The organism is Bacteroides reticulotermitis JCM 10512 (assembly GCF_000517545.1).
GTDB classification, from domain to species: Bacteria; Bacteroidota; Bacteroidia; order Bacteroidales; family Bacteroidaceae; genus Bacteroides; species Bacteroides reticulotermitis.
The window spans coordinates 1-26,327 of the sequence record NZ_BAIV01000015.1 but is presented as its reverse complement, the minus strand read 5'-3'; the positions used below and the strand labels follow the sequence as shown (position 1 = coordinate 26,327).

Below are 26,327 nucleotides of genomic sequence, written 5' to 3'. Positions count from 1 at the left end.
TAAATTTCAAACAATTAAAAAACAATCAAGTATGAAGAAGAATAAACTAACGTTAGTTGCAATAGTGCTCAGTGGTAGCTTTTTATTCAGCTCATGTGTAGGTTCATTTGGCTTATTCAATCGTTTATCCTCTTGGAATCAAACTATTGGAACCAAATTTGTGAATGAATTAGTTTTTCTGGCATTCAATATCGTACCAGTCTATGGAGTAGCTTATTTAGCAGATGCTTTGGTTATCAACTCCATTGAATTCTGGAGTGGCTCCAATCCGATGGCCAACATAGGCGATGTAAAAAAAGTAAAGGGTGAAAACGGTAATTACCTGGTAAAGACTCTTGAAAACGGTTATTCGATTACCAAAGAGGGAGAAACAGTTTCGATGGATCTTATTTATGACAAAGATGCCAACACATGGAACGTCGTTTCTAACGGTGAAAGCGCTGAGTTGATTAAAATGAATAACAACGGCACTGCCGACCTGTTTTTACCGAACGGTGAAAGAATGAATGTAACATTAGATGCTCAAGGTATGCTGGCTGCTCGTCAGGCTACCCAGACTAATTTGATGTACGCCGCTCGCTAAGAGAGGTTGAATTAAGATAAATCAATTACAGGAAGGTGGTACGCAGTTGTAGTATCATCTTCTTTTTTATATATTAAATTTCATATGAGAATCAAACATGGGACACTTTGTCTGATAACCCTATTTATATGCTTTGCCTGCCAACAGAAGAAACAAGAGATTATTGTAGAGCAAGCTGCTTCGAAATTCAGTGAGTATTTTTACAACTTAAACTATCCGGCTGCAGAAGCATTGGCAACTCCTTCTTCTGCAAACCTTCTCAAGTTTCTGGCCTCCAATGTTCGCCAGCAAGACCTTGATTTATTACATGCCCAAACTCCCGCCACTGTTTCTATATTGGAAAGCAGTATCGATAGCAATGGAGAAGAAGCTCAAGTAATATGCCAAATTAGTAACGCCCTTATCATCGATATAATAAAGAGCAAAGCCGAGATCACTGAATCGTTGGTCGATACTTTACAGCTGACCAAAGTAGGTAGTAAGTGGTTAATTAAAAAGGATATCCAACAGCAAAATGGAACGCAAAGTCACGACTAAACTTCGGATAGGCTATCGGATAGCGATCCCTCCCGCTTTCATAAACCGGGTTGATAGCCTTCATACCACCATCGAAACGTAGAATAAAGAAATCGAGATCGAGCCGCAAGCCCAATCCGTATGCAACAGCTATTTGCTTATAGAATTTATTGAATTTAAAGACTCCACCCGGTTGATTCGCATAGCTACGAATGGTCCAGATATTTCCCGCATCAACAAAAGCTGCTCCCTGAAATTTCCAGAACAAGCGGCTACGGTATTCAATGCTGGCATCAAATTTAATATCACCCGACTGATTCAACAAGTTTCCATCACCGGCAAAATTACCCGGGCCCAGGTCACGCACCCCCCAACCACGTACACTATTTGCTCCACCGGAGAAATACTGTTTCTCAAACGGTATTGTTTTAGCGTTTGCATAGGGTACTGCAATACCAACACCCGCATGGAAAGCAAAAGAGTTCCGGTAATCAATTCGTATATTCTTAGCAAAGTCGAATTCTCCTTTCAGATATTGAGCATAAGGAATACCTAAAATAGCGTATTCACCGTCCGAATTCTGATGGATACCGGCAGCTTTGGATATGGCATACATGATATTACCGGCAGATTCTATATTGAAACGAACAGAGTAAGAGTTAGAAGCAATCGTATTATTCAAAAGAGACCCTCCCGCACTGTTATAGTTATAATTATACCCCATGCGGATAATCAATCGGTTCTGGTAATTATATCTAAAGATGTTGTTTTGTCCTTTATTGATATAATCCTCTTCAAATCTCTTAGATTTCCAAGGCAAATACAAGAAAGCGATATCAATAAGATCAATACGGTGCTGTACCTTCTGCCGGCTAGTCCACTTATAGCTCCAAGACGCCGAAGCCATCGTGCGTGAAAACTCCGGTCGCAACTGATAGTTATACTGCACGCCCAATTCGGTTGTCGCTCTGATCTTCCGTTTATAATCAGAGGAAAGGAAAGGGAATAAGAAGTTAGGAAAATTAATACTCGATTCTACTCCGTATTCCGTATAGTTGTTATTCGAATATCCTGCCTGCAAGCCGGAGATAACCTCATAAGCTCCTCTAAATTTAATCATAAACGTCTCCGAACCGCGAAATAAGTTCCGATTCTGAAAAGAGACAGATGCCGCTGCGCCCAAGTCGCCTGCAGAGTTTGTGCCTTCCACTTCAAAGGTAACCGACTTATGCTTACTCTTAGTTAGCATAATATATCCGTTAAGCTTCGTGCTGTCTCCCACTTGCGTTTCAACAAAGCGGATATTCGTATATTTCAATGCCGATAAACGCCCGAAATTAGAATACGTCTGCTGCACTCTTCGTTCATTGTACAAGTCACCGGGAGCAAAACTCAAGCTTTCTGTCAAGACTTTCGGACGCAAATAAAGTTTATCCCTATAATAAATCGGATAGTTTTTATAGTGAACCGAATCATTGATGTTGATGCTACTTAATCCCGAAGATTGCAGCACATCATAGTCCGTAACAAAGCTTACCTTATTGATAGTGTATTGCTTATGCACTTTTGCCGAGTCATTAACATGCGCCTTGTGAAGATTGAGGTGCAGCGTCAGATCGACCAGATAGGTATTGCTTACCGTATCTGCCGTATACCCGATATAATCTTTATTAAACTTGTAGTAACCGTTTCGAAGCAAATAATCGGCGATTCGTTGCCGTTCGGCATCCAGTACATTTACATCCAACAACATTCCCTTTTTCAACAAACTTCTGAGCGAATCATTTTGCAGATATGTAGCAATTTGAGGATCATGAATATCATATGCCAGCGAATTTACAATGTAAGGTTTTCCGGCCGTCACATCATAATAAAGCTTGAGCTTTTTCTTCTTTGTTTTGGTAGAACAATGCACACTTCCACCCATAAACCCCATGTTATGAACCGCCTTCACCATCTCTTCCTGCGCCTTACGGGCTTCATCCATATTGTAAATCACCGGAGCATCTCCTATCTTACGAAGAAATCTATTCCCCCATCTGGTAGAGTCACGTCCTGAAAGATTATAGATATAAAGCTGAGTTTTAATAAGGCTAAACCATTTGGTATTGGGGCTTTGCCGCACATACATACGCAGCGAGGAAGGTTTAATATCTTTATTATCCGTACGGATTTTAATTTCATCAAGTAGGTAAGCTCCCTCCGGCACAAACTTAGTGGCAGAGCACGAAGCCAGTGACAGCATTACAACAGAAGTAAGCACATAAAACAAGTATTTCCTCATACAGTTTATCAATAGCCCGCGGAAAATGCGATTACAAAGATAAATCATATTTTTAGAAGCGGAAAATAAATTAAGAAAAAGAGAGGAAAGTAAAGGTTGTTTGGAAATATCTTTATAGCTTTGTCCCGAATAAAAGCTAATAGGAATAATGGCATTAAGCAAAAATAAGATCAAATATATCCGCTCGTTGGAGCAAAAGAAGGTTCGTAAAGAAGAACAAGTCTTTCTCGCAGAGGGTCCTAAGCTGGTAGAAGAATTACTTGGGCATTTTCGTTGCCGCTTGCTGGCGGCTACTGCTTCCTGGTTGAGAAGCCACCGTGAAGTTGATGCAGACGAGATAACCGAAGTGACTCCCGATGAACTCTCCCGTGCTAGCCTCTTGAAAACTCCTCAGCAAGTACTTGCCATTTTCGAACAACCACAATACGACTTGAATCCTGATTCCATCCGGCCAAACCTTTGTCTGGCTCTGGACGATGTACAAGATCCGGGAAACCTGGGAACCATTATCCGATTGGCCGACTGGTTCGGCATTGAACATATTATCTGCTCCTCCAACACGGTAGATGTCTATAATCCCAAAACGGTGCAAGCAACCATGGGAGGAATAGCTCGGGTAAAAGTGCACTACACCTCCCTACCCGACTTCATACGCTCCCTGGGCGATGTGCCGGTATTCGGCACTTTCCTCGAAGGTGACAATATGTACGATCAACAGTTGGCCGGAAACGGACTCATTGTGATGGGCAATGAAGGAAACGGGATAGGCAAAGAAGTAGAGAGTCTTATCAACCGAAAGCTCTATATTCCCAATTATCCACAGGAAAGACAAACATCCGAGTCACTGAATGTAGCAATCGCTACGGCAATCGTCTGTGCCGAGTTTCGGCGACAGGCTGCATGCAAGTAAAATCGAAAGGAAATAATAGGTAAGGGTAAAATAGAGCATCCGAGTTATCCACTCCTCGTTCCGAAGGTATGAAAAAACCTTCGGGGTTATCTTTATAAACATCAAGAGAACTTTTAGGAGCGTCCCCTTTCTTGGGTAAAAGCGTCAGGAGGTTTGCTAAAGACACCCCCTTGTTCTTATCGAGTTGTTCAGCCTCTTCTGAAGTTAGTAATAAGATTATTCCAGGCCTCCATTCAACAGACTCTATCTCATCGGTCAGCGGAAAGATACGCAGCACACTCCCCTCGTTGGACAGTTCCACCACGCTACGCTTTAAGAAGCCCAACGGAGCGAAATAAATATAATGAGCAGCAAAACGCTTCATAAGCTTAAAATCAACGAGGATTCTGACGCCGGTTCGATTGATTTCTACGTTGGTTTAGTTGACGTTCACGACGTTGTTCGATACGCTCCTGTAGAATATGCTCTTCCGTTTCGACTTGTTCCTGTCTCTTCATTGGACGTTCACCGCTGCGGCGACGATTCATCTCCTCCGGAGTCAAACGGATGTGATCCTGGTCTTTATCATCTATTTGCTTCAATGAGTCGGAAGTCGGCTTGGCTTGTTTATTCTTCAGCGAGTCAGCACGCAAAGCCCTCTCCTTATTCAGAGAGTCTCTGGCAGATACAGAGAGTGAATCACTGCAATGATAGCGGGTTAACTCAAGTTTGTCAGCCAGCATAATACCTTTTCGTTCACCTGCCGAATAGTAGATGAATCCTCTGATCTCTTTCATCATACCCAATGTATCGGCATACAAGCGAATCTGGCGAGTACCTGATCCCTTTACCTTCTCAACACGGTTGATCGTATCTTTCTCATAAATAATCTGCATAGCCATCACCGTGGTTCTGGACGAATCCGGTACAGGGTTTAAGAAATGATAACGAACCTTCCAAACCAAGGTATCACGGTCTTTGAAGTTCGTATCGGCAGGTAGCACAAACGCGTATTGCTTGTCAGCCATTTCGCCCGCTAAGCGTAACACACGTTGCCAAGCCCACACATCAATGCTATCACCGGGAGCGCTCATCTTCGGTTTTTTATCACGTAAGGCGATCAAGTGATTGATTTCATCCCGTTGGATTTTCAAACGTTTGTTTACCTTTTCATAGATTTTCGATAGAATCTCCGTATTACGTGCATACCATACCATAGAAGAATCAAAAGCAGCTTCGGTTGTTCCGTATTTATTGAATACGGCTTCCATATACAAAGCTTTTTTGTAGTTCTCGCTATACGACAAATTATCACCCATTGCCTTAGCCAAGTGATAATCGTAGAGCAGATTCTCCATCTTCGATTCCGGAATCACATCGTTAGGTCTTTTCACCTGACAACCGATTGCCACGAATACAAGCATGCTTATGCAACACAGATGAAATCGAAAATTATTTTTCATTGTTTACTTTTTCTTTTTTGTCAAGCGAATGATAAGATTCGTTCAGATACTTGCTATAGAAAAGAAGTAAGGCAATAATACCGCAGCTGATTGCAGCGTCGGCGAAATTAAAGATCGGACTGAAAAAGATGAAATGTTCGCCACCTACGAAAGGCATCCAAGTAGGCCAATTCGTTTCAATAATCGGGAAATAGAACATATCTACCACTTTGCCATAACACCAAGTGGAGTATCCTCCCTCGGCAGGCATAAAGCTCGCAATCTGCGAATGAGTGCTTTCGTTAAAGAAGACCCCATAGAACACGCTATCAATTATATTTCCCAAGGCTCCGGTGAGAATCAGCGAAACACAAATGATATAGCCGGTCTTAAATCCTTTTTTTATAATTTTATAGAGATACCACGCAATCAGTGACACCGCAATGAGTCGGAAAGTAGTCAGAAACAGTTTTCCGAAAATCTCCATACCAAAAGCCATTCCATTGTTCTCGGTAAAATAGATATAAAACCAGTCAGTTACATGAATGCTTTCGTGCCAATACATATGGGTTTTGATCCAAACTTTAATAAGCTGGTCAATAATAAGCACAGAAAAGATGACGAGCAGGGCGATTCTCCCTTTCGTAAATAGTTTACTCATTTGCAATATCAATAATAAGCCGCGAGCTACAATCAGCCTGCTACAAAAGCAATAGACACTCTTGTATGGACAGCTTGTAGCTCGTTACCATTCGTTATTTTTTTCCACTATTTTTTGCTTCAATGCTCAAGGTAGCGTGAGGCACAGCACGTAATCTTTCGGGTGGAATCAGCTTTCCAGTCTCCCGACAAATACCATAGGTTTTGTTTTCAATACGTACTAATGCAGCCTGTAAACCTTGGATAAACTTCAACTGTCGTTGAGCTAGGCGGGTTGTTTCCTCCTTTGACAGTGTATTGGCACCTTCCTCCAACACTTTGTAAGTGGGAGAAGTGTCATCGGTATCATTACCATCCAATCCCATCAAACTTCTTTTCAACTGATCATAATCGCGCTGAGCTAATTCCAGTTTTTCCATAATAATGGCACGGAACTCCTGAAGCTCTACATCCGAATATCTTGTTTTTTCTGCCATAATCTCTACTAGTTTAAAAGGTTATTAAATGTTTAGTTTTTTACTACACTCACGAATAAAGAGAAATCATCAAAGTTCAATTCGGTTCCTTCTTCTACTTCATCGGTAAAATCAAGAGATGTAGCAAGAACTTGGCTACAAATATACGTTTTATATTCCTTTACCGCATCATCCGTTTGAAGATTTTTGGAAATAGTGATTTTTATTTTATCAGTTATTTCAAAACCACTTGACTTGCGTATATTTTGGATTCGATTAACCAGTTCACGGGCAATACCTTCCCGGCGAAGTTCATCCGTTACCGTCACTTCAAGTGCAACAGTAAGTTTACCTTCGTTAGCTACCAGCCATCCCGGAATATCTTCGCTATATATTTCAACATCCGCCGCTTCGATTGTTACTTCTCCATCGGCAAGATTCAGCGGATACTTTCCATTTTTTTCCAAATCGGCAATCGCTTCCTGTGACATTTCGGATACAGCAGCAGCTACCGCTTTCATCTGTTTTCCGAACTTAGGCCCTAGCTTCTTAAAGTCACATTTCACCTTCTTCACCAATACACCGTTCGCTCCGTCCACAAATTTGATTTCCTTGATGTTGACTTCATTCATGATCAACGCTTTCACAGCTTCAACGTGTGCTTTTTGCTCTTCGTCACTACGGGAATCATGATACATTGCAGCGGCTGGCGAACCTTGATGTTCACTTTACGACGCAATGCCAATACCATAGAAGTTACATCCTGAGCCATCTTCATACGTACTTCCAGCTCCTTGTCGATCATCTCTTCACAACAAATAGGGAATTTAGCCAGATGCACAGAAACCCTATCTTCGCGACCGGTTACACCAATCAAGTCGGTATATAAACGATCGGCGTAGAACGGCGAAATCGGTGCCATCAGTTTAGCCACTGTTTCAAGGCAAGTATAAAGCGTTTGGTAAGCAGATAGTTTATCTTGCGTGAATTCGCCACCCCAGAAACGTTTACGATTTAAGCGTACGAACCAGTTAGACAGGTTATCGTTCACAAAATCAGAGATCAAGCGTCCTGCTTTTGTCGGCTCATAATCGTTGTAACAAGTATCTACCTCTTTAATCAGTGTGTTGAGCACCGACAAAACCCACCGGTCAATTTCCGGACGATCGGCAACGGCAACATCTGCTTCCTTGTATTCAAATCCATCCACGTTTGCATAAAGCGCAAAGAATGAGTACGTATTATATAATGTTCCGAAGAACTTACGGCGTACCTCTTCGATGCCTTCAACATCAAACTTCAGGTTATCCCATGGAGAAGAGTTGGTTATCATATACCAACGCAATGGGTCCGAACCATATTTCTCGATTGCTTGGAACGGATCCACTCCATTACCCAAACGTTTCGACATTTTATTTCCATTCTTATCAAGCACCAATCCATTGGATATAACTGCTTTATAAGACACGCTATCGAATACCATAGTGGCAATGGCGTGCAACGTAAAGAACCATCACGTGTCTGGTCAACTCCTTCGGCGATAAAATCAGCCGGGTATACCTCTCCGCTATCCAACAGTTCTTTATTCTCGAACGGATAATGGATTTGGGCATACGGCATCGCTCCCGAATCAAACCAAACATCGATCAGGTCTGCCTCGCGCTTCATTGGCTGTCCCTCTTTGGAAACCAGGATAATATCATCAACGTACGGACGATGAAGATCTATCTTATCGTAGTTCTCCGGTGAATAGACACCCGGTTTAAAACCATTCTTTTTATACGGATTCGATTCCATCAAGCCGGCAGCAACCGACTTCTCTATCTCATTATAAAGTTCTTCAACCGATTCGATACAGATCTCCTCACTGTTGTCCTCCGTACGCCAGATAGGCAACGGAGTTCCCCAATAACGTGAACGGCTTAGGTTCCAGTCATTCAGGTTTTCCAACCATTTACCAAAACGACCTGTTCCGGTTGATTCCGGCTTCCAGTTAATGGTTTTATTCAGTTCAATCATCCGCTCTTTACAGGCTGTGGAACGGATAAACCAGCTATCCAACGGATAATAAAGTACCGGTTTGTCTGTACGCCAGCAGTGCGGATAGTTGTGCACATGCTTCTCGATCTTGAAAGCCTGGTTGTTGGCCTTCATCATCATGCAAAGGCTTACATCCAGCGTTTCGTCTTTATCTGTCAAAGTCGGGTCGTAGTCGTTCTTAACAAAACGTCCGGCATATTCTCTATAAAATTCTACGTTAACACGCTCTTTTACAAAGGTTTCATCCAGTTCATCTAAAGTATAGAATTTACCGGTAAGGTCTACCATCGGACGCAATTCGCCCTTCTTATTTATCAGTTGCAAAGGAGGCACACCGGCAGCTTTAGCCACCTGCGCATCATCTGCTCCGAAGGTCGGCGCAATGTGTACGATACCCGTACCATCTTCTGTCGTTACAAAGTCACCAGAGATAACACGGAATGCACCTTCTCCCGGATTTACCCAAGGAATCAGTTGCTCATATCCGAGACCAACCAAGTCCGCTCCTTTATATTCGGCGATTACTTTATACGGAATGAGTTTATCACCCTGTTTGTAATCCTCCAAATTCAATTCAGCAGCTTTCGGATTGAAGTGCGCATGAAGCAAAGCTTTAGCTAGCACCACAGTTATCGGGGCGCCTGTATATGCGTTGTACGATTGTACGGCTATATAATCTATTTTAGGACCGACACAAAGAGCGGTATTCGAGGGCAATGTCCACGGGGTTGTTGTCCACGCCATAAAGTAAGGCGTGCCCCACGCTGTCAATTCCGGTTTAGGATCTTTGATCTTAAACTGGGCAACAACCGTTGTGTCTTTAACATCCCGATAGCATCCCGGTTGATTCAGCTCATGTGAGCTAAGTCCGGTTCCCGCTGCCGGAGAATAGGGTTGGATCGTATATCCCTTGTATAGCAAATCCTTTTGATGCATTTGTTTAAGCAACCACCACAGAGTCTCAATATAGCGATTATCGTAGGTGATATAAGGATCGGTCATGTCTACCCAATAGCCCATCTTATGTGTGAGGTCTTCCCATTCTTTGGTAAACTTCATCACGTCTTTCCGACAAGCTGCATTATATTCGGCAACCGAAATTTTCTTTCCAATATCTTCTTTTGTAATACCCAGTGTTTTTTCAACGCCCAATTCCACAGGTAGTCCGTGCGTATCCCATCCGGCTTTACGCTTTACCTGAAAACCTTTCATTGTCTTGTAGCGGCAAAAAATATCTTTAATGGAACGAGCCATTACATGGTGAATACCCGGCATACCATTTGCCGAGGCGGGCCTTCATAAAACACGTACGAAGGACAGCCATCACGTTCTGTCATACTCTTGGCGAAAACCTCGTTTTCGTCCCATTTCTTCAATACATCCTTGTTTACCTGTGAAAGGTCAAACTGCGAATATTCAGTAAACCTCTTACTCATCTAATTACTGATTTTAGTATTTTACAATATACAATCTGAGGATAGCCTCATTTTTAAGGGTGCAAATTTACAAAAACATTTGTTTAATTACGCATAATGCGATAACTTTTAATCGAAATCACCAGACGGTAGCGGTTCCTTTCGGGCATCTTGAGATCGCGGGAAGTAAAAAAAATAAATATTCCAATCCAAAACCCCGGGCTTCGCTCTTCTTTGCACAACGCAATCTCCTACTTTACCCCGAACATTTGCCCAGGGCATTTGGATTACCCGACTCAGCTTAGTGCGAATCAAGTAGTAATTGGATTGCGAAAAGTGCCTGAAACGGTGAGTATCGACCTATTTCTTCAGCTTTAGCTCATAAATATCGTTTCTTCGATCTTTCAGGTTGCGCACACTACCATACGTATGAAGTGCGTTTAAGAGATCCAGATCGACATCGGAGACCAGAATCATTTCGGTATTAGGAGTCGCTTCTGCCCGCTTTCCATCAGTTGGGAAAGCAAAGTCACAGGGAGTAAATACAGCCGATTGCGCATACTGAATATCCATGTTATGCACCCGAGGCAAGTTGCCCACACAACCGGCGATAACAACGTAACATTCGTTTTCGATGGCACGAGCCTGTGCACAAACACGTACACGTGAGTAGGCATTCTGCGTATCCGTCACAAATGGCACAAAGAGAATCTGCATACCTTCATCCGCCATCAAACGGGATAACTCAGGAAACTCAATATCATAACAGATCAACACACCGATTTTCGCGCAGTCGGTATCAAATGTTTTCAGGAATTTACCTCCATTCAAGCCCCAACTCTTAATTTCATCCGGCGTGACGTGTAGCTTCTCGTACATTTCATGTGTACCATCCCGGCGGCAAAGGAAGCCAACGTTATACAGCAAGCCGTCTTCTTTCACGTAAGGCATACTTCCTGCGATGATATTTATATTATAGCTAACGGCCAGATTGATAAAGCGATTACGAATCTCATCAGTGTACTGTGCCAGTCCGCGAATAGCCTGAGATTCTCCCTTATTGTTATACTTCGACATCAGAGGAGCATTGAAGTATTCGGGGAAAATCACAAAGTCACTTTTGTAGTCTGACACAGCATCGACAAAGAATTCGACTTGCTCAAACAAGTCGTCCAGCGTTTTATAACTACGCATCTGCCATTGAACCAGACCGACACGAACAGTCGTTTTAGGATTTATAAATTCTTGAGTAGGTGCTTGGTAGTAGATATTATCCCATTGCAGCAGACAAGCATAGTGTTTGGACTCCTCATCATTCGGCAAATAATTCGTCATCACTTTGCGCACATGGAAGTCGTTGGAAAGCTGAAACGTAAGTACCGGATCATAAATCTCTCGTTGACGTACCCGCTCAATGTATTCTTTCGGGCGCATCTTTTCCGCGTATTTATGATAATTCGGAATACGGCCACCAAACATGATCGATTTCAGGTTTAGCGTTTCGCAAAGTTCCTTTCGGTACTCATACATACGGCGCGCCAAACGCAGTCCGCGAAACTCCGGATGAATAAACACTTCGATACCATAGAGTATATTCCCTTTCGGATTATGCGTATTGAACGTTTCTTTACCTGTTACCTGAGCGTAGGTATGATCATTCTTCACCTTATCATAATCCACGATGATAGACAGGGCACATCCGACTATTTTATCATCGACTTCTGTCACAATCTGCCTTCGGGGAAAATCTTAATTAATGTCTCGATCTGCTTATGGGTCCAGAACACATCGCTCCCATCCGAATAGACACGGGTAAATGATTGAGATAACTGAGCATAGTCTTCTATTTGTAGATTTCGAATTTGCAGCTTATTGATGATTATCGGATGCTGTTCCATGACAATATATGTTTTTATATTAAAGACAGTGCAAAGGTATCGCTAATTTGATTAATGATACAACAACGCACATTTTTTTAATGGATATTTAAATGCAACTTTATTTCTGACAGGACAATCATTCCATTTGTAACTGTACCATTTTGCATAGCGTATATGATATTTACTTATCTCCTCCACCAGAAACAAAATTTAATATTGAATTGTTTCCTACCTTATATATTAAGGAGAGTCCCCAAGGATTACTTTCCGCTTTGGCAAATTTAATAAATTATATACAAATATCAATATTTGCCCACGTAAACAAAAGTACAACGGTTTCATATGTAAATCACTTTTTGCCGTAACGATCTAACATACAATACGATACAATGCGGCATCTTTTAAGAGAGTAAAATATTCAGCACATAATACCGATTCCCATACGATGAATGTTTCGGTAAGAATCCCATTGCGCAAAGTCGCAAACTTAGCTGATGCGTAGACATATCCCGCAAAGCAGCAGAGTTAAACCTATGCAAGACTTTAAATATTTCCGCAGCCGTCAGCCAAATACCTTTCTCCGATTCCCGCGGACGGCGGAAACAACTATAAAACACATCCTCCAACGGAGACTGGCGATAATAGGCTTTGTTCTGCTGCTGCAACAACGCTTCTTCCTCCTGATTCAAATAGTCCGGTTGTCCGGATTCAAGTTCAGCCTTCAATTGCGCGTAAATCTGTTTATGCACTAAAGGCTGTTCGGAAATGGGTTTCAGTACTTCCACACACAGAAAACGACGACTTCCCGTGGGATCGGTCAGTATCTGATACGAATTTGTAGTAGCTATAAAAGAAGCCAGCCGAGACTCATTTTCCCACCCCAGCCGTCTCCCATGATAAACCGGCACATTAACCATTTGCAGCAGATTCTTTAGGGTAGCTTGTTGTTTTTCCTTAATTTTGTCAAATTCATCCAAGTTGATTAACCCGTACTTCACAAGTTTCCGCTCGGGCGAAGTGCCGGCTGACAGATTTAAATTGTCCAGAAAATAACATCGGAGTGAATCCGGCATTAACAACCGGCAAAAGGTACTTTTACTCAATCCTTGTTTGCCACTTATCAATACCGGAGTTAGCACATTAGCGTGCAAACGAGCCTCCCCACTCCATTGAGACAACATGGCCCGCAACCAGTAACGCCCACCTTTCAACCAGATTTCATTATTGGAAACCCGCAGCAATAAAGAAGTCACACGGTCTACTCCATCCCAGCGCGGCAATTCATTCACATAGAGATGAAAAGGGTTATATGCGCTGACTTTATTGGATAAGACCAAAGTAGGTACATCGTTTTTCCAACAGGATATCCCTTCTAAATGCGCATCGACGATAATACCATTCATTTCACGATCATCGATGGCACGAAAACTGTTCGTAGCATGAATCCCTCTATATTCCGTAGCACCCGTCAGGCTATTGTAGCGGAATACAAAATTGTCCTTCAGATACTTCCCTAACTGTAAAGTTATTGCCTGACTCCAACTCTTAGCCGTACCGACTTTTTCAGGCTTCTCCTTAACCAACTTCATTTTTACCCCCTTTTGCGGCTCTTTCAATAGCATAGGTTGCATAATACGGCCCTCCAACCCTACTTCTACTTCATGTTCTACTGTTTCAACCGACATTTGTGTTTGTACAAACAACTTCTTTAGTGTTTCTACTACTTTCATAATCATTGTTTTCATACTTCTTTTTTTTAGTTATTATGAGAATTTAGGTTCAAAAGTATAGTACTGAAACACTGATTTGCAAATATATCGGATCGTAATTTAAAAAAATCTTAACTAGCCGAAATAAACGATTCTAGTATTGCTTTTTATTAGAATAATTAGTAATTTTGACTCACATATTAGCTGTAGCACATATTGTGAAACAGCTGTTCCACATTATGTGGGACGCGCGTTTCACAACATATGAGTTAACTGTTGCACATAATGTGAGCCAACTAATAAGAAGGCACAAACAAATAAAACGACCGCGCAAATCTGCTAACTGGTGCGCACAATACAATTAACATGAATGCACTTTATGATTTCTTCGTTACTCCTCAACCCAAAGATTCACATAAGAAAAGGTATCACGCGCGGTTGGTGGTTAGAGAAACTATTACATTAGAAGATGTAGCTAAAATTATTGAGTCTAGAAGTAGCCTCAGACAAAGTGATGTTAAGGGATCTTTTATTGAATTCGCCGATGTTTTCAAACAAGAATTATCCAATGGAAAAAGCATTCACATTGAAGGAGTCGGTTCATTCCGAATCAAAGCCGAATCTCCGGAAGTACGCTCTCCTAAAGAGATGCGTGCTGAAAGCATCCATTGCAGCGGAATCGTTTTTACGCCGTCCAAGGATTTACTGCGTGAATTGAAAGCTACGACTTTTGAGAAAGTAAGCAAGACGAGCCGGTCGCAGGAATTAAGCGACATAGAGATTGACGGACAATTAGCCGAGTATTTCAAAGACAACTCGTATATAACGACATCTCGACTCTGCTCATTGTGTGGGCTAAGAAAGAGCACTGCGCTTCGCAGATTAAAGGAACGGGTAGTCGAAGGAAAATTATCTCATCCGGGATATACCCACTCTCCTTTTTATTTTCCCATACCAGGTTGGTTTGGAGTATCCCGAAATAGTTGACGCAAAATAAATGTCTGGTTCACTGCAAGATACGCCAAAAAGTGATTATGACATCATATCAATGATATGATGTCATAATCTTGATAAAATCATGTCCTAACGACACGATAAAACACACGAATCGAATTAATTAGCCTTTCTTCCAAAGTTTACTCATTTCTTCCAGGGTTTTACCTTTTGTTTCGGGTACCCAACGCCATACAAACAAGGCGGCAGCTACACAGATCACTCCATACAAGCTATAAGCGAACATCGGACTGAAGTCGTACAATGCCGGGAAAGTAGAGGAAATGATATAGTTAAATGTCCACTGGAAAGCTACAGCGATAGCGATTGCCTTACCACGGATCGTATTAGGGAATATCTCCGAGATCAATACCCAGCAGATAGGTCCCCATGACATCATGAAGAAGGCAGCGTATACGATAATAGACAATACCGGCAAAAGCCCCTTGATGCCCATGCTGTCGCAGAAAGCAACCGAGAAAGCACCTACAGCCATACCGATAGAACCGATAATCAACAACGGTTTACGTCCAAACTTATCGACTGTAAATATAGCAACCAATGTAAAGGCGATGTTTACCACACCCATAATTACGGTTTGCATCATTCCACCACCTTCAGCACCGGCATTTTCAAAAATACGAGGAGCGTAATATAATACGGCGTTGATACCGATTGCCTGTTGGAATACGGACAATAGAATACCGATTACGATTACAGCCACTCCATACGTAAAGATCTTCTCTGTTTTTCATGAGCAGTTGCTTTAATCTCACCCAGAATTTCAATCGCTTTAGCGCGTCCGTTGATCTTCTCTAAGATAGAAAGCGCTTTGTCTTCCTGTTGAATCATCACCAGATAACGTGGTGTTTTAGGCACGAAGAAGAGCAGGAATCCAAAGGCAGCCGCTGGTATAGCAGCCGAAAGGAACATGTATCTCCAACCTTCATGTATGGTCCACATATCGGATTCAGGGCTTACCGTATAGAGTCCGGCAGCATCTTTCAGCAGAAGCGGATTTTGGTGATCACCTAAAATCATAAAGTTCACGAAATAAACAACCAACATACCAAAGATAATGGCGAACTGGTTGCACGAAACCAACGTTCCGCGAATTCTCGAGGGAGCTATCTCCGCAATATACATAGGACATACCGCCGACGCCAATCCAACACCTATACCACCCAATATGCGATACAAGTTGAATGCGATCAGTAAGTTCATGCTTGGCTGTCCGTATTCAAAGAATAAGAATTCAGGATGGTAAGAACCTAAAGCGGATAAGAAGAACAAGATGGCGGCAACACGTAACGAGTTCCGGCGTCCCAGACGAGAAGCTAATATTCCGGATATCGACCCACCGATAATACATCCAATCAAAGCGCTGGATGAAGTAATTCCATGCATTACTTTATCATAGTGAAAGTCAGGAGCAGAAAGGAAAAAGGCTTCCAATCCTTTTTCGGCTCCCGAGATAACGGCTGTATCATAACCGAAGAGCAACCCTCCAATGATGGCGATGGAGGTTATAGAATACAAATAAAGTTTACTTCCTTCATTTATTGTATTATTCATAGTTCTTTATTAAATAAGTAGGAAATTAGTAGTTGTAGTTGTTGTAAAAAATAGAGTGACAAAGCTCTAGTACGCTGAGACCTTATCACTCTATTGGTTTTTATGATTAGCAATACATATTTACGATTGCTTCATAAAGTTCTTGTTTGCCGCTAATCTGCTTCGGCTCACCGTTTGCTTTTGCATAAGCAACCAGATCTTCCAAAGATAGTTTTCCTTGCTCGAAGTCCTTACCTTTACCACCGTCGAAAGAAGCGTAACGGTCGGCGAACATTTTTGCGTAAGGAGATTCATTCAACAAAGCTGCTGCACTTTCGAGTGCACGTGCCATAGCATCCATACCTGCGATGTGAGCAATGAAGATATCTTCCAGATCGGTAGAGTTACGACGAGTTTTAGCGTCGAAGTTTGTACCGCCATTACCCAAACCATCGTTGCGGATAATCTGCATCATAGCCTGAATCAATTCGAAGTTATCGATTGGGAATTGGTCTGTATCCCATCCGTTCTGGTAATCACCACGGTTTGCGTCGATTGAACCCAACATACCGTTGTCAACAGCTACTGCCAATTCGTGTTCGAAAGTATGGCCGGCCAAAGTAGCGTGATTCACTTCAATGTTTACTTTGAAGTCTTTGTCCAAACCATGAGCTTTCAAGAAGCCGATCACAGTTTCAGTATCTACATCATACTGATGTTTGGTTGGTTCCATCGGTTTCGGTTCGATCAGGAACGTACCTTTGAAACCACGTGCACGAGCGTAATCACGAGCAACAGTCAACATTTGTGCCAAATGATCTTTTTCACGTTTCTGATCGGTGTTCAACAAAGACATATAGCCTTCACGTCCACCCCAGAATACATAGTTCTGACCACCCAATTCGATTGTAGCGTCGATTGCGTTCTTAATCTGAACAGCAGCACGAGCTACTACGTCGAAGTTAGGATTGGTTGCAGCACCATTCATATAACGTTCGTGGCTAAATACATTCGCAGTACCCCACAACAGTTTGATACCAGTTTCTTGTTGTTTTTGTTTCGCGTAAGCAACGATTGCTTTCAAGTTAGCTTCGTATTCTTCGATGCTGCTGCCTTCAGAAGTCAAGTCTACATCGTGGAAGCAATAATATTCGATACCGATTTTCTGCATGAATTCAAAACCGGCGTCCATTTTGTTCTTAGCTGCCTGAAGAACATCCACATCACCATTCCAAGGGAATTGCTTTGTTCCGCCACCAAACTGGTCGCCACCTTCAGCGCAAAGTGTATGCCACCATGCCATAGCGAACTTCAACCAGTCTTTCATCTTCTTTCCGTTAACTACTTTTTCAGCATCATAATAACGGAATGCCATCGGATTTTTACTTTCTTTACCTTCAAACTTAATTTTTCCTACACCCGGAAAATACTCTTTTACTGCCATAATAATAATTGTTTTAAGAACGCCTTATTCGTGCAACACCAATAAGGCATTCGAGATTATACGTATAAATTGTTTTATTTCGACATTGATTTTTCTAAACGATGCTTCCATTTCTCGTACGCATCGATAAACTCCTGTTGCTTGGCAACGTTCGGTTCAATCACATCCAACTTGGTCAACGTAGCGAATGCTTCGTTATTATCTTTATAGATGCCCGCACCGATTCCAGCGCCTTTCGCAGCTCCTACCGAACCGTCCGTGTCATAGAGTTCGATGGTAGCCCCCGAAACGCCCGCCAAAGTATCGCGGAAGATGGAACTTAAGAACATATTTGCATGGCCGGCGTGAATCTTCTTCACCGGAATACCCATCTGCTCCATAATATCGATACCATATTTAAAGGAGAAAACGATACCTTCCTGAGCCGCACGGATGATGTGATGCTTCTCGTGTACATTAAAGTCTACTCCCCGGATGCTACATCCGATCTCTTTATTGTTCAACATACGTTCGGCTCCATTCCCAAAAGGCAGAATACTGATACCTGCACTGCCCACCGGGGCTTTAGAAGCCAATACATTCATCTCATTATACGAGATTCCTTCGGGAGCGATGGTGCGCTTTACCCAAGAATTGAGGATACCGGTTCCATTGATGCAAAGCAGTACGCCCAAACGAGTCTGCTCCGCGGTATGATTTACGTGTGCAAACGTATTCACACGCGACTGAGGATCGTAGTTCACTTCTCCGTTTACTCCATATACAACTCCGGAAGTTCCGGCTGTGGAAGCAATTTCACCGGGATTGAATACGTTCAGCGAAAGCGCGTTATTCGGCTGATCGCCTGCGCGATAGGTAATCGGTGTTCCTTCTTTCAGTCCCAACTCTTTAGCCGCTGCGGCATTAACCCTACCCTGCTCAGCAAATGTGGGTTTGATGTCTGCAATCAACGACGAATCAAAACCATAATAGTCCATCAGGAAGTCGGCTACGCGGTTGTTGCGGAAGTCCCAAAACATTCCTTCGGAAAGCCCGGAAACAGTTGTGCAGATTTCACCACTCAGCTTCATGGCAATGTAGTCACCCGGAAGCATGATTTTATAAATCCGCTCATAGATGGCAGGCTCATTCGCTTTGATCCAAGCCAATTTAGAGGCTGTGAAGTTTCCCGGTGAATTCAGCAGATGAGAAAGACAGGTCTCCTCACCCAATGTTTCAAAAGCTTTTTGTCCGTAAGGAACAGCCCGGGAGTCACACCATATAATAGAAGGACGCAATACTTGTTGGTCTTTATCTACACAAACCAAGCCATGCATCTGGTAGGATATACCAATCGCCTTGATTTCGGCAGCACTTACCCCCGACTCTGACAGGATTGTATTTGTTGCCAGTTTCAGATTTTCCCACCAACTTTCAGGATCTTGCTCAGCCCATCCGGGACGAACCGCTATAATCTTTGCTTCCGTTTTAGGGAAGAATGCTGAAGAGACGCATTTGCCGGTTTCGGCGTTTACTAAGCTCGCCTTTACAGAGGAGCTACCGATGTCATAACCTAATAGAAACATATATTTATTAATTTACTGATGATTATCGTCTTACCTTATTATAGGTCTTTTTGTCAAATTTATAATAGCGAGCAGCCCGGTGAGCAACTCCTTGCTGTTTTTCTTCTAGCGGAACAACATATTCCATCATAGCGATTTTCTTATGAAAGTTGCGCACATCAACAGGCTTGTCGTATATCAATTCAAAGAGAATACGCAATTGCGAAGCGGTAAACTTACGGGGCAACAGTTCAAACAGCATCGAAGGGTTGAAGTCTACAATCTGACGAATATAGGTCAACGCTTCCTTTATAATTAGGTTATGGTCAAAGGCCAATGTCTTGAGATCTTCCATGGCCACCCAACTTGCTTGAAACGCATCCAGATTCTTATCAAAAGTCCGGTCGATCTTTACCATAGATAAGTAGGCGATTGTCACAATACGTTCTACCCTCGACTGCATAGCACGCTCCAACCAACGCACATCTTTCGGATTACTGGTTCTATTCTTAGAACCAAAGGCCTTAAACTGCATCAAATTAACATTCTTAATACCGGTAAGTTCGTATAATACGCGTTGAGCGGCTTCGTCCAAATCTTCATCCATGTAAATCAAGCTTCCCGGAAGTTTCATATCATGATAAACTTCCCCACCCTCTTCACCTGCACGCTTAATAAGTAAGACTTTCAGTTGCTCTCCGTCAAAGCCGATCACAACACAGTCTACTGATATATGATTGTTGGCTAACGGGGCTTTTTTTTGTATTCCTAGCATATCTATTTCTTAAAAACATGACAAATATAGGCAGTTATCCCATTACGAACGAAACAAAAGACATGCTATAAAACATTGTTTCTCACCAAAGTAGTTATCTTACTATGTACAATATCAGTAGTTAATGTTATCGTATGAATTACAATATGTATTCTACCAAAAGAATTCATGCTGTAATTGTACAAAATACAATAAGAGTAAGTAGCTTTATTATCAGCGCTTTTATCTCTTTTACATCCGATTAGTTTAACCACTCCTTATTGTATTTTAGGTAGCCATCCATTTTGTACCTTCCTGTTTTTTACTTTATCTTTGTTCTCGAAACATTAAAAAAACAAAAATGAGACCCTATCCGGTTGTTTTGTCTATTGCAGGTTCCGATTGTTCAGGCGGGGCCGGCATTCAGGCGGATATAAAAACGATATCCGCATTAGGAGGTTATGCCGCTTCCGTCATCACCGCCATCACTGTTCAAAACACCTTGGGCGTTCAGCGCGTAGAAGCCGTTTCTCCCGAAACTGTGTACGATCAGATAGAAGCCGTGATGAGCGATCTGCAACCGGACGCAATCAAAATAGGGATGGTGAATGATGTAGCCACCATTCGCATGATAGCCGCCTGCCTGCAAAAGCACCAGCCGCGCTTCGTTGTTTACGATCCGGTCATGGTGTCGACTAGTGGACATTTGCTGATGACAACGGAAGCTATCCAAGAAATAAAAGAAGTATTGTTTCCGCTGACTACCCTGATAACACCCAACTTAAACGAAGTTGCCGTGCTCTGCGCCCGATCGGTAACCTCTCCGGAAGAGATGTTGCACGCAGCTCAAGAACTTGCTACTCTTTACCAAACAAGCATATTAGTCAAAGGTGGACATCTACCGGGTGAGGATATGTGCGACGTTCTGTATTCGGCGGATGACAAGTCTGCAATTTACAAAGGGAAAAAGATCGAAAGCCGAAATCTGCACGGCACAGGCTGTACACTCTCTTCTGCCATTGCAACCCAGTTGGCGAAAGGTAATTCGTCGAACGAAGCCATTCGAGAAGCTAAAAGATACATCGAACAAGCCATTGCAGCCGGTAGGGATTTGAATATAGGACAAGGCAATGGCCCGTTATGGCATTTCCCCGACTCCATGCACAAAAGTGAATAAATTGCGTGTCTGTATTATAAAATTCTGTACCTTTGCGCACAAAATTAACTATAAATTTAAATATTAAAAAAAGATGAAAGCATTCGTATTTCCCGGTCAAGGAGCTCAATTCGTAGGAATGGGCAAAGATTTATATGATAATTCAGCTTTAGCCAAAGAACTGTTTGAAAAAGCAAATGATATTTTAGGATATCGCATTACCGATATCATGTTTAGCGGTACCGACGAAGATCTGCGTCAGACCAAAGTAACCCAACCGGCTGTATTCTTACATTCCGTTATCTCTGCACTTTGCATGGGAGAAGACTTCAAACCCGAAATGACTGCCGGCCACTCACTCGGAGAATTCTCCGCATTAGTAGCTGCCGGAGCATTAAGCTTCGAAGATGGACTGAAATTGGTTTACGCACGTGCTATGGCTATGCAGAAAGCTTGCGAGGCCACTCCATCTACAATGGCTGCTATCATTGCGTTGGCAGATGAAAAGGTAGAAGAGATTTGTGCGTCTGTAAATAGCGGAGGCGAAGTTTGTGTCCCGGCCAACTACAACTGCCCGGGACAAATTGTTATTTCCGGTTCCATCCCTGCCATTGAGAAAGCTTGTGAAGAGATGAAAGCTGCCGGAGCTAAGCGTGCCCTCCCATTAAAAGTAGGCGGAGCATTCCACTCTCCACTTATGGATCCTGCTAAAGTTGAATTGGAAGCTGCTATCAATGCTACTGATTTCCACGCACCCAAATGCCCTGTTTATCAGAATGTAGATGCACTGCCACACACCGATCCGGCAGAAATCAAGAAGAATCTGGTTGCACAACTTACCGCTTCTGTACGTTGGACGCAAATTGTAAGAAACATGGTTGCCGATGGTGCTACTGATTTCACCGAATGTGGGCCGGGAGCTGTATTGCAAGGTTTAATTAAGAAAATAGAACCGACAGTCAATGCGCATGGCGTAGCTTGATTGTGAGGTTCTCCTCATAGACTTAACAAGGAGTCTGCTCCTTTGTAATAAGCATAGAATCCCAACTATTCGCAATGAGTAGTTGGGATTTTTAATAGTAAACCGCGCGAATTATCCCAATCCACGCGGTTAAAAACAAAATTTATAAAACTAAACACCAGTGTCTCACGACACCTGATTTACTAAAGCCTTAGGACTAGAATTGAAACCCTGGAGGATTAATCAAATGAGTCGAACTAATTGTCCTGCACGCAACGAACCATACGTCCCGGTCATCATAAAAAGTGTTCAAGCCTTTATTGCCACTAGTACGAGTGGCGTAGTAGAGATATCCAGTCCCCTGAGACCAAAGGTAGCCGTATGATTCCGACTGATACGCATTCCAACCGCCAACAGGCAAAAACCATCTTTTGAGCGGATTATCAGAGTAAGTAACATACTGTACGTATCTGTAAGCAACTCCTCCAGCTGCAGCATTCCCATTGAGTCCAGACCATACTAGATTAGCTTCGACCCAATCCCATTCGCCATCACCACTATTCTTTACTCCTTTAGGCAGGCGGAAGCCGGAGGGCATGCTTTATCGGCTTGCGCCCGAGTAAAATAAACACCTTTAGCGGCCGGATCACTAGGTATATCCGAATCGGGTACATTGGTAAAATATCCATTAATTCCATCTTGCCCCACAGTTGCACCTATATTACGGTCGAGCCATAGTTTTTTATTCATCTTAAAAACTCCATAATAATAGATGTGGTCGCTTTCAACACTAACGTTTGAGTCATTTGTATATTCTCCTAGTTTTTTAAAAGCCCCTTGCTGATGTACAATAAACTCTGTCTGAACTCCATTCTCATATTCAATGTAAAAGCCTCCGTCCCAACCGGAATCAGCCTGAGAAGTTACTGTAATCTCAACAATGCTCTCTGTATTGGCGTCACCTGTTCCTGAACTGGGACTGAACCGAAGATTACTACTCGTCCCTATCGTGGAACTAACTTCCCAATCCATGGATGATTTAATCTTCATTTGATATTTAAACTGATCAGGGGCCATAATGGCAAAGTGTAAGTGATCAGACATATCCTCCTCGCTATCAAATCCTTTAACACCGGAAAAGTACTCAGAGGCAAGCCCTCTATACTCATAGTCAGTACCCGATTTTTCAAGCAGATAGATCGCCACTTCACGCACCATATTGTTTTGTCTCACCAGTGCCTGAGCGGTAGCTATCAAGTCGCCTTGTGTTACCACAAATTTAATATCTGCCAAGCGATTTGTGCCGGTTGTATATTCGGAAGCGGTTACGTTAAAATAAAAAAGCCCTAAAGCCGGGGAGTCGGGCGTTGTCCCTGGACCCAAAGTGAGCCAATCGCTCTCACTGCCTTGATATAAAGCGACAGGTGTTATATCTTCACGGCCAATACCTCCAAAATTCCCTTGCAGGTTCACACATATTTCTTGAGTACCTCCGGGCTTTTCAAATTCAAGTTCGTCGGGTAAGAGGCTAATCTTACTGATCAAAGAGTTGGGATTAAGTTGGGTTAAGTTGATGGGTATACTGATGTTTCCCCAAGTCACATCAAACGTTGCTTCCCGGTCGTAAAGAGTCGCATTGTCAATTAGAGTAGTTACCGTTAGGTAGTTCTCGTCGTCAGAAATCGAGTTTCTATCCGCAGAGAAATAGGTAGAAGCATTCGCTCCTTGAAGTCCACCCAATACCCAATTTTCTGTAATCGGATTGGTCGCACTCTTAAGCGTAAATACCTCTAGTTCCACCGATTGATTTCCTTCCTCCGAGAAAATCACTTTACGCTGCGATACACCCAGCCCGTTGCCATCCTTATCGAACACATAGATACCCAGAAACGAATCGTCCCACTCATTAATCTCATACTCCATTTTCAGGGGAGATTTATAGGCCTCTTCTTCAGTATCTTCACCTGCGGAGTTTACTTTCGTGATGTTGATGGTATATGAACCGTTGGCATTAAGTAGTTGCTGGCTTGCTGCCGGACAGACATTCACCCGGTAATAAGTAGTCGTACTACTACCGGCATACTTACCTCCGATAATCAGGCAGGTCGTTACTTCGTCTTCGATGTCGGTTACATCTACAGAGTTGGGAAATGCGTAAAGCTTGGCTTCTACCTTTTCATTAACCGCATTAACGACTTGATCCTTATAGTGACAGAAGTCACTGTCCGGATAATTACCTACTTTATCAAACATATAACCACGGGTACGGGCATTCCAAACCTGCACCGTTTCTAATTCAAAATTAGAGACAGCCGAGTTGTTGACATCAATACGTGCCACCCGACGCTTGAAATTGATATGAACCGCATTGGTAGAAGCAGCTTTGGTTGCTTGGGCGGACATAGCAAGCGGAGCACCCATACCCGCGGCTTGAGTGTAAGAAGCCATCAGATACTCACAGGCTTCCTCATAAGTTTTAGCAGACACTTTATTAGTCAATAAGTCATCTATATTGGCTTCATCATCCAGAAAAGCATTCGCATCAAAGTTAGCCAGAAAAAGAAGTTGCCATTGATCATCTGCCTTCTCACCCGCAGGAAGAGTTACTCGAACATTGCCCGTAGATGTCGCAGCAGAAACAACCGAACGGCTGTAGCTGCATATTTATTGGGATCGGTTGCGTGAGAACTACTGCGGAAAAAGAGCGTATACACATCATTAATCCGGCATTCATGTGCTTGGGCGGCTACCGCATAAGTCGGTACCTCCATTCCACCATCCACCTGGTAGTTCAGTACCAGTTTGCCATCCTGTATCTGCTCACCATAATCTTCCTGTTCGTGGCAGGCACTCAGGCATAGCAGAAAGCAAGTAGCCAGAAGAAATGATAAATTCTTAATTGTCTTCATAAAGTATATTCTATTACTTGTTTATTCTTAGTTGTTTTTTGTTTTCTTACCCAACTCCTTATCCCAAGCGTCTCATCATCCAATCTCTAATGGTATAATCAACTTCCAAAGCACCATCACCAACCGTCACTATCAGGCGATAGTAATGATTCCGAAGCACATTGTTATGCTTCTGAGCATCGGAAGCTATCGTGTGCAGCGGGATGGAATACCCCATATCAGTCCCTTTAATATTGAGAACTGTATAAAGCACCGTTGAATTCAAGGCGATAGGGTCTCCCACCCCTGTATGGTGTTCGAAGAGGTAACCCGGATGCAACGTTAGCGTATCGGCAGGGGTTGAACCTACAATGGCAGAGCCATGGTCTTGTGCCGCAAAATTGATCAGGGAGGAAGAGACGTCCAACAGGTTATTTTCCATAAGCCGGCTCTTGTCAGGTGTATTGCGTACCTGTATGCTTTTTAGCTTAACCACATCGGGATTGTCTTTATCTTTAATGATTTTAATTTCTGTCTTGGCAACCGCCCTTTCCAATGAAAGATTCACCGGAGCGGTGTGATTGGAGGTTATGGCAGCGGAAGTGGTAGAAGTCATCGGAAGAAGTCCCTGCGCAGGATCGTTGAACGTAAAATCACTTGTTTGCACAGTCAACGCCTGCAAATCCCAGTGGTTCTTGATGCTTGAAAGTACAGAGGTGAGTCTCGAAGGCTCGTTGGCAACCAGACAGAAAGTCTTCTGCCCGGAGAATACCGTCATATCCATGACGTACGGGTTGCCTGTCAGGCCGGTGGCGTTCTCCACATATTCCATCTTATCCAGATAACCGTTCGGATGAAACGCATACACGCGCAAAGAGGTTACTTTGCGTTCTTGTTCTGTTCCATTGTCCGGCACAGCTTTCAGGCCCAGAAAGATATTTAAGTTGATATCCACCGTTTGTTCCTCTGTCGCAACTCCTGCGGATTGTTGTTCACAGGCTGTGGCAAAGAACAGGCAAGAGATCGCGGTGAGCTTTCTCAGGTATATATATATAATTCTTTTCATCTCATTCTACTTTGGGGGTGTATATTATGATCCTCTTCCTGAGCATTCCAACCGTTGATAGTGACCGTAAACTCACCAAGTGTATAGTCGAACG

The 26,327-nt window shown here is 42.8% G+C and carries 19 protein-coding genes and 3 pseudogenes; 6 read left to right on the top strand and 16 right to left on the bottom strand.

Features of this window, described 5'->3' with window-relative positions:
* Nucleotides 1-31: 31 nt before the first annotated feature.
* Nucleotides 32-583: a DUF3332 domain-containing protein gene (locus tag JCM10512_RS10400; protein WP_044162834.1), complete on the top strand. Its 552-nt coding sequence runs from the start codon at nucleotides 32-34 to the stop codon at nucleotides 581-583.
* A gap of 84 nt (nucleotides 584-667) precedes the next feature.
* A complete protein-coding gene (locus JCM10512_RS10395) occupies nucleotides 668-1,120 on the top strand; it encodes a hypothetical protein (protein ID WP_044162831.1) in 453 nt (150 codons plus the stop codon).
* Here JCM10512_RS10395 and tamL read toward each other — a convergent pair.
* Nucleotides 1,074-3,383, bottom strand: a complete 2,310-nt coding sequence (tamL, locus tag JCM10512_RS10390; RefSeq protein ID WP_044162829.1) for a translocation and assembly module lipoprotein TamL — start codon at nucleotides 3,381-3,383, stop codon at nucleotides 1,074-1,076. The two genes, JCM10512_RS10395 and tamL, sit on opposite strands and share 47 nt — an antisense overlap.
* A 148-nt stretch (nucleotides 3,384-3,531) precedes the next feature.
* On the opposite strand from tamL, the gene JCM10512_RS10385 reads away from it, so the two are divergent.
* A complete protein-coding gene (locus tag JCM10512_RS10385; protein WP_044162827.1) occupies nucleotides 3,532-4,293 on the top strand; it encodes a TrmH family RNA methyltransferase in 762 nt (253 codons plus the stop codon).
* On the opposite strand, the gene JCM10512_RS10380 is transcribed toward JCM10512_RS10385, so the two are convergent.
* The 7 genes and pseudogenes from JCM10512_RS10380 to JCM10512_RS10345 all read right to left on the bottom strand — a co-directional run bounded on the left by JCM10512_RS10380 (nucleotide 4,244) and on the right by JCM10512_RS10345 (nucleotide 13,909).
* Complete coding sequence (locus JCM10512_RS10380; protein WP_044162825.1) at nucleotides 4,244-4,657, bottom strand: SdiA-regulated/phytase-like domain-containing protein; 414 nt, start codon at nucleotides 4,655-4,657, stop codon at nucleotides 4,244-4,246. The genes JCM10512_RS10385 and JCM10512_RS10380 overlap by 50 nt on opposite strands.
* Before the next feature lie 10 nt (nucleotides 4,658-4,667).
* On the bottom strand, nucleotides 4,668-5,735 hold the full coding sequence (locus JCM10512_RS10375) for a DUF4296 domain-containing protein (protein ID WP_044162822.1): 1,068 nt from the start codon (nucleotides 5,733-5,735) through the stop codon (nucleotides 4,668-4,670).
* A complete protein-coding gene (locus tag JCM10512_RS10370; RefSeq protein WP_044162948.1) occupies nucleotides 5,725-6,375 on the bottom strand; it encodes a lipoprotein signal peptidase in 651 nt (216 codons plus the stop codon). The genes JCM10512_RS10375 and JCM10512_RS10370 overlap by 11 nt, the downstream gene beginning before the upstream one ends.
* Before the next feature lie 94 nt (nucleotides 6,376-6,469).
* On the bottom strand, nucleotides 6,470-6,850 hold the full coding sequence (locus JCM10512_RS10365; protein WP_044162820.1) for a TraR/DksA family transcriptional regulator: 381 nt from the start codon (nucleotides 6,848-6,850) through the stop codon (nucleotides 6,470-6,472).
* A 32-nt stretch (nucleotides 6,851-6,882) separates the two neighbouring features.
* Nucleotides 6,883-10,305 (bottom strand): annotated as a pseudogene (gene ileS / locus JCM10512_RS10360) (isoleucine--tRNA ligase).
* Between the two features lie 339 nt (nucleotides 10,306-10,644).
* Nucleotides 10,645-12,182: pseudogene (locus JCM10512_RS10350) on the bottom strand (GNAT family N-acetyltransferase).
* 383 nt (nucleotides 12,183-12,565) lie between these two features.
* A complete protein-coding gene (locus tag JCM10512_RS10345; protein WP_052517182.1) occupies nucleotides 12,566-13,909 on the bottom strand; it encodes a DUF3874 domain-containing protein in 1,344 nt (447 codons plus the stop codon).
* Between the two features lie 330 nt (nucleotides 13,910-14,239).
* On the opposite strand from JCM10512_RS10345, the gene JCM10512_RS10340 reads away from it, so the two are divergent.
* Nucleotides 14,240-14,860, top strand: coding sequence for an HU family DNA-binding protein (locus JCM10512_RS10340; RefSeq protein WP_044162817.1), 621 nt, complete (start codon nucleotides 14,240-14,242; stop codon nucleotides 14,858-14,860).
* Nucleotides 14,861-14,990: 130 nt separating this feature from the next.
* Here the strand turns inward: JCM10512_RS10340 and xylE are convergent.
* The 4 genes and pseudogenes from xylE to JCM10512_RS10320 form a co-directional block, all read right to left on the bottom strand.
* Nucleotides 14,991-16,441 (bottom strand): annotated as a pseudogene (xylE, locus tag JCM10512_RS10335) (D-xylose transporter XylE).
* A gap of 106 nt (nucleotides 16,442-16,547) precedes the next feature.
* A complete protein-coding gene (gene xylA, locus JCM10512_RS10330; RefSeq protein ID WP_044162815.1) occupies nucleotides 16,548-17,864 on the bottom strand; it encodes a xylose isomerase in 1,317 nt (438 codons plus the stop codon).
* Nucleotides 17,865-17,938: 74 nt separating this feature from the next.
* On the bottom strand, nucleotides 17,939-19,429 hold the full coding sequence (locus JCM10512_RS10325) for a xylulokinase (protein ID WP_044162813.1): 1,491 nt from the start codon (nucleotides 19,427-19,429) through the stop codon (nucleotides 17,939-17,941).
* 22 nt (nucleotides 19,430-19,451) lie between these two features.
* A complete protein-coding gene (locus tag JCM10512_RS10320; protein ID WP_044162811.1) occupies nucleotides 19,452-20,183 on the bottom strand; it encodes an NUDIX hydrolase in 732 nt (243 codons plus the stop codon).
* A gap of 340 nt (nucleotides 20,184-20,523) precedes the next feature.
* Here JCM10512_RS10320 and thiD point away from each other — a divergent pair, with 340 nt between their 5' ends.
* Together thiD and fabD are read left to right on the top strand one after the other, a co-directional pair.
* Nucleotides 20,524-21,339, top strand: a complete 816-nt coding sequence (thiD, locus tag JCM10512_RS10315; protein WP_044162809.1) for a bifunctional hydroxymethylpyrimidine kinase/phosphomethylpyrimidine kinase — start codon at nucleotides 20,524-20,526, stop codon at nucleotides 21,337-21,339.
* A gap of 73 nt (nucleotides 21,340-21,412) precedes the next feature.
* Nucleotides 21,413-22,300 carry an ACP S-malonyltransferase gene (gene fabD / locus JCM10512_RS10310; RefSeq protein ID WP_044162806.1) on the top strand — a complete coding sequence of 296 codons (888 nt, stop codon included), beginning with the start codon at nucleotides 21,413-21,415 and terminating at the stop codon, nucleotides 22,298-22,300.
* A 196-nt stretch (nucleotides 22,301-22,496) separates the two neighbouring features.
* Here the strand turns inward: fabD and JCM10512_RS22500 are convergent, their stop codons facing one another.
* The 4 genes from JCM10512_RS22500 to JCM10512_RS10295 form a co-directional block, all read right to left on the bottom strand.
* A complete protein-coding gene (locus JCM10512_RS22500) occupies nucleotides 22,497-22,877 on the bottom strand; it encodes a hypothetical protein (protein ID WP_148298369.1) in 381 nt (126 codons plus the stop codon).
* On the bottom strand, nucleotides 22,844-24,766 hold the full coding sequence (locus JCM10512_RS10305; protein ID WP_158332208.1) for a BACON domain-containing protein: 1,923 nt from the start codon (nucleotides 24,764-24,766) through the stop codon (nucleotides 22,844-22,846). Before JCM10512_RS10305 ends, JCM10512_RS22500 begins: the two co-directional genes overlap by 34 nt.
* Before the next feature lie 116 nt (nucleotides 24,767-24,882).
* A complete protein-coding gene (locus JCM10512_RS10300; RefSeq protein ID WP_044162802.1) occupies nucleotides 24,883-25,188 on the bottom strand; it encodes a hypothetical protein in 306 nt (101 codons plus the stop codon).
* 58 nt (nucleotides 25,189-25,246) lie between these two features.
* Complete coding sequence (locus JCM10512_RS10295) at nucleotides 25,247-26,233, bottom strand: FimB/Mfa2 family fimbrial subunit (protein ID WP_044162799.1); 987 nt, start codon at nucleotides 26,231-26,233, stop codon at nucleotides 25,247-25,249.
* Nucleotides 26,234-26,327 lie beyond the last annotated feature (94 nt).

Bases quoted from the DNA above. Each gene is read 5' to 3' on its own strand.
- JCM10512_RS10325 (WP_044162813.1), bottom strand. From the start codon at position 19,429: ATGTTTCTATTAGGTTATGACATCGGTAGCTCCTCTGTAAAGGCGAGC.
- JCM10512_RS10400 (WP_044162834.1), top strand. From the start codon at position 32: ATGAAGAAGAATAAACTAACGTTAGTTGCAATAGTGCTCAGTGGTAGC.
- JCM10512_RS10345 (WP_052517182.1), bottom strand. From the start codon at position 13,909: ATGAAAACAATGATTATGAAAGTAGTAGAAACACTAAAGAAGTTGTTT.
- JCM10512_RS10370 (WP_044162948.1), bottom strand. From the start codon at position 6,375: ATGAGTAAACTATTTACGAAAGGGAGAATCGCCCTGCTCGTCATCTTT.
- JCM10512_RS10395 (WP_044162831.1), top strand. From the start codon at position 668: ATGAGAATCAAACATGGGACACTTTGTCTGATAACCCTATTTATATGC.
- xylA (WP_044162815.1), bottom strand. From the start codon at position 17,864: ATGGCAGTAAAAGAGTATTTTCCGGGTGTAGGAAAAATTAAGTTTGAA.
- JCM10512_RS10385 (WP_044162827.1), top strand. From the start codon at position 3,532: ATGGCATTAAGCAAAAATAAGATCAAATATATCCGCTCGTTGGAGCAA.
- tamL (WP_044162829.1), bottom strand. From the start codon at position 3,383: ATGAGGAAATACTTGTTTTATGTGCTTACTTCTGTTGTAATGCTGTCA.
- JCM10512_RS10340 (WP_044162817.1), top strand. From the start codon at position 14,240: ATGAATGCACTTTATGATTTCTTCGTTACTCCTCAACCCAAAGATTCA.
- JCM10512_RS10295 (WP_044162799.1), bottom strand. From the start codon at position 26,233: ATGAAAAGAATTATATATATATACCTGAGAAAGCTCACCGCGATCTCT.
- fabD (WP_044162806.1), top strand. From the start codon at position 21,413: ATGAAAGCATTCGTATTTCCCGGTCAAGGAGCTCAATTCGTAGGAATG.
- JCM10512_RS22500 (WP_148298369.1), bottom strand. From the start codon at position 22,877: ATGCCCTCCGGCTTCCGCCTGCCTAAAGGAGTAAAGAATAGTGGTGAT.
- JCM10512_RS10380 (WP_044162825.1), bottom strand. From the start codon at position 4,657: ATGAAGCGTTTTGCTGCTCATTATATTTATTTCGCTCCGTTGGGCTTC.
- thiD (WP_044162809.1), top strand. From the start codon at position 20,524: ATGAGACCCTATCCGGTTGTTTTGTCTATTGCAGGTTCCGATTGTTCA.
- JCM10512_RS10365 (WP_044162820.1), bottom strand. From the start codon at position 6,850: ATGGCAGAAAAAACAAGATATTCGGATGTAGAGCTTCAGGAGTTCCGT.
- JCM10512_RS10375 (WP_044162822.1), bottom strand. From the start codon at position 5,735: ATGAAAAATAATTTTCGATTTCATCTGTGTTGCATAAGCATGCTTGTA.
- JCM10512_RS10320 (WP_044162811.1), bottom strand. From the start codon at position 20,183: ATGCTAGGAATACAAAAAAAAGCCCCGTTAGCCAACAATCATATATCA.
- JCM10512_RS10300 (WP_044162802.1), bottom strand. From the start codon at position 25,188: ATGAAGACAATTAAGAATTTATCATTTCTTCTGGCTACTTGCTTTCTG.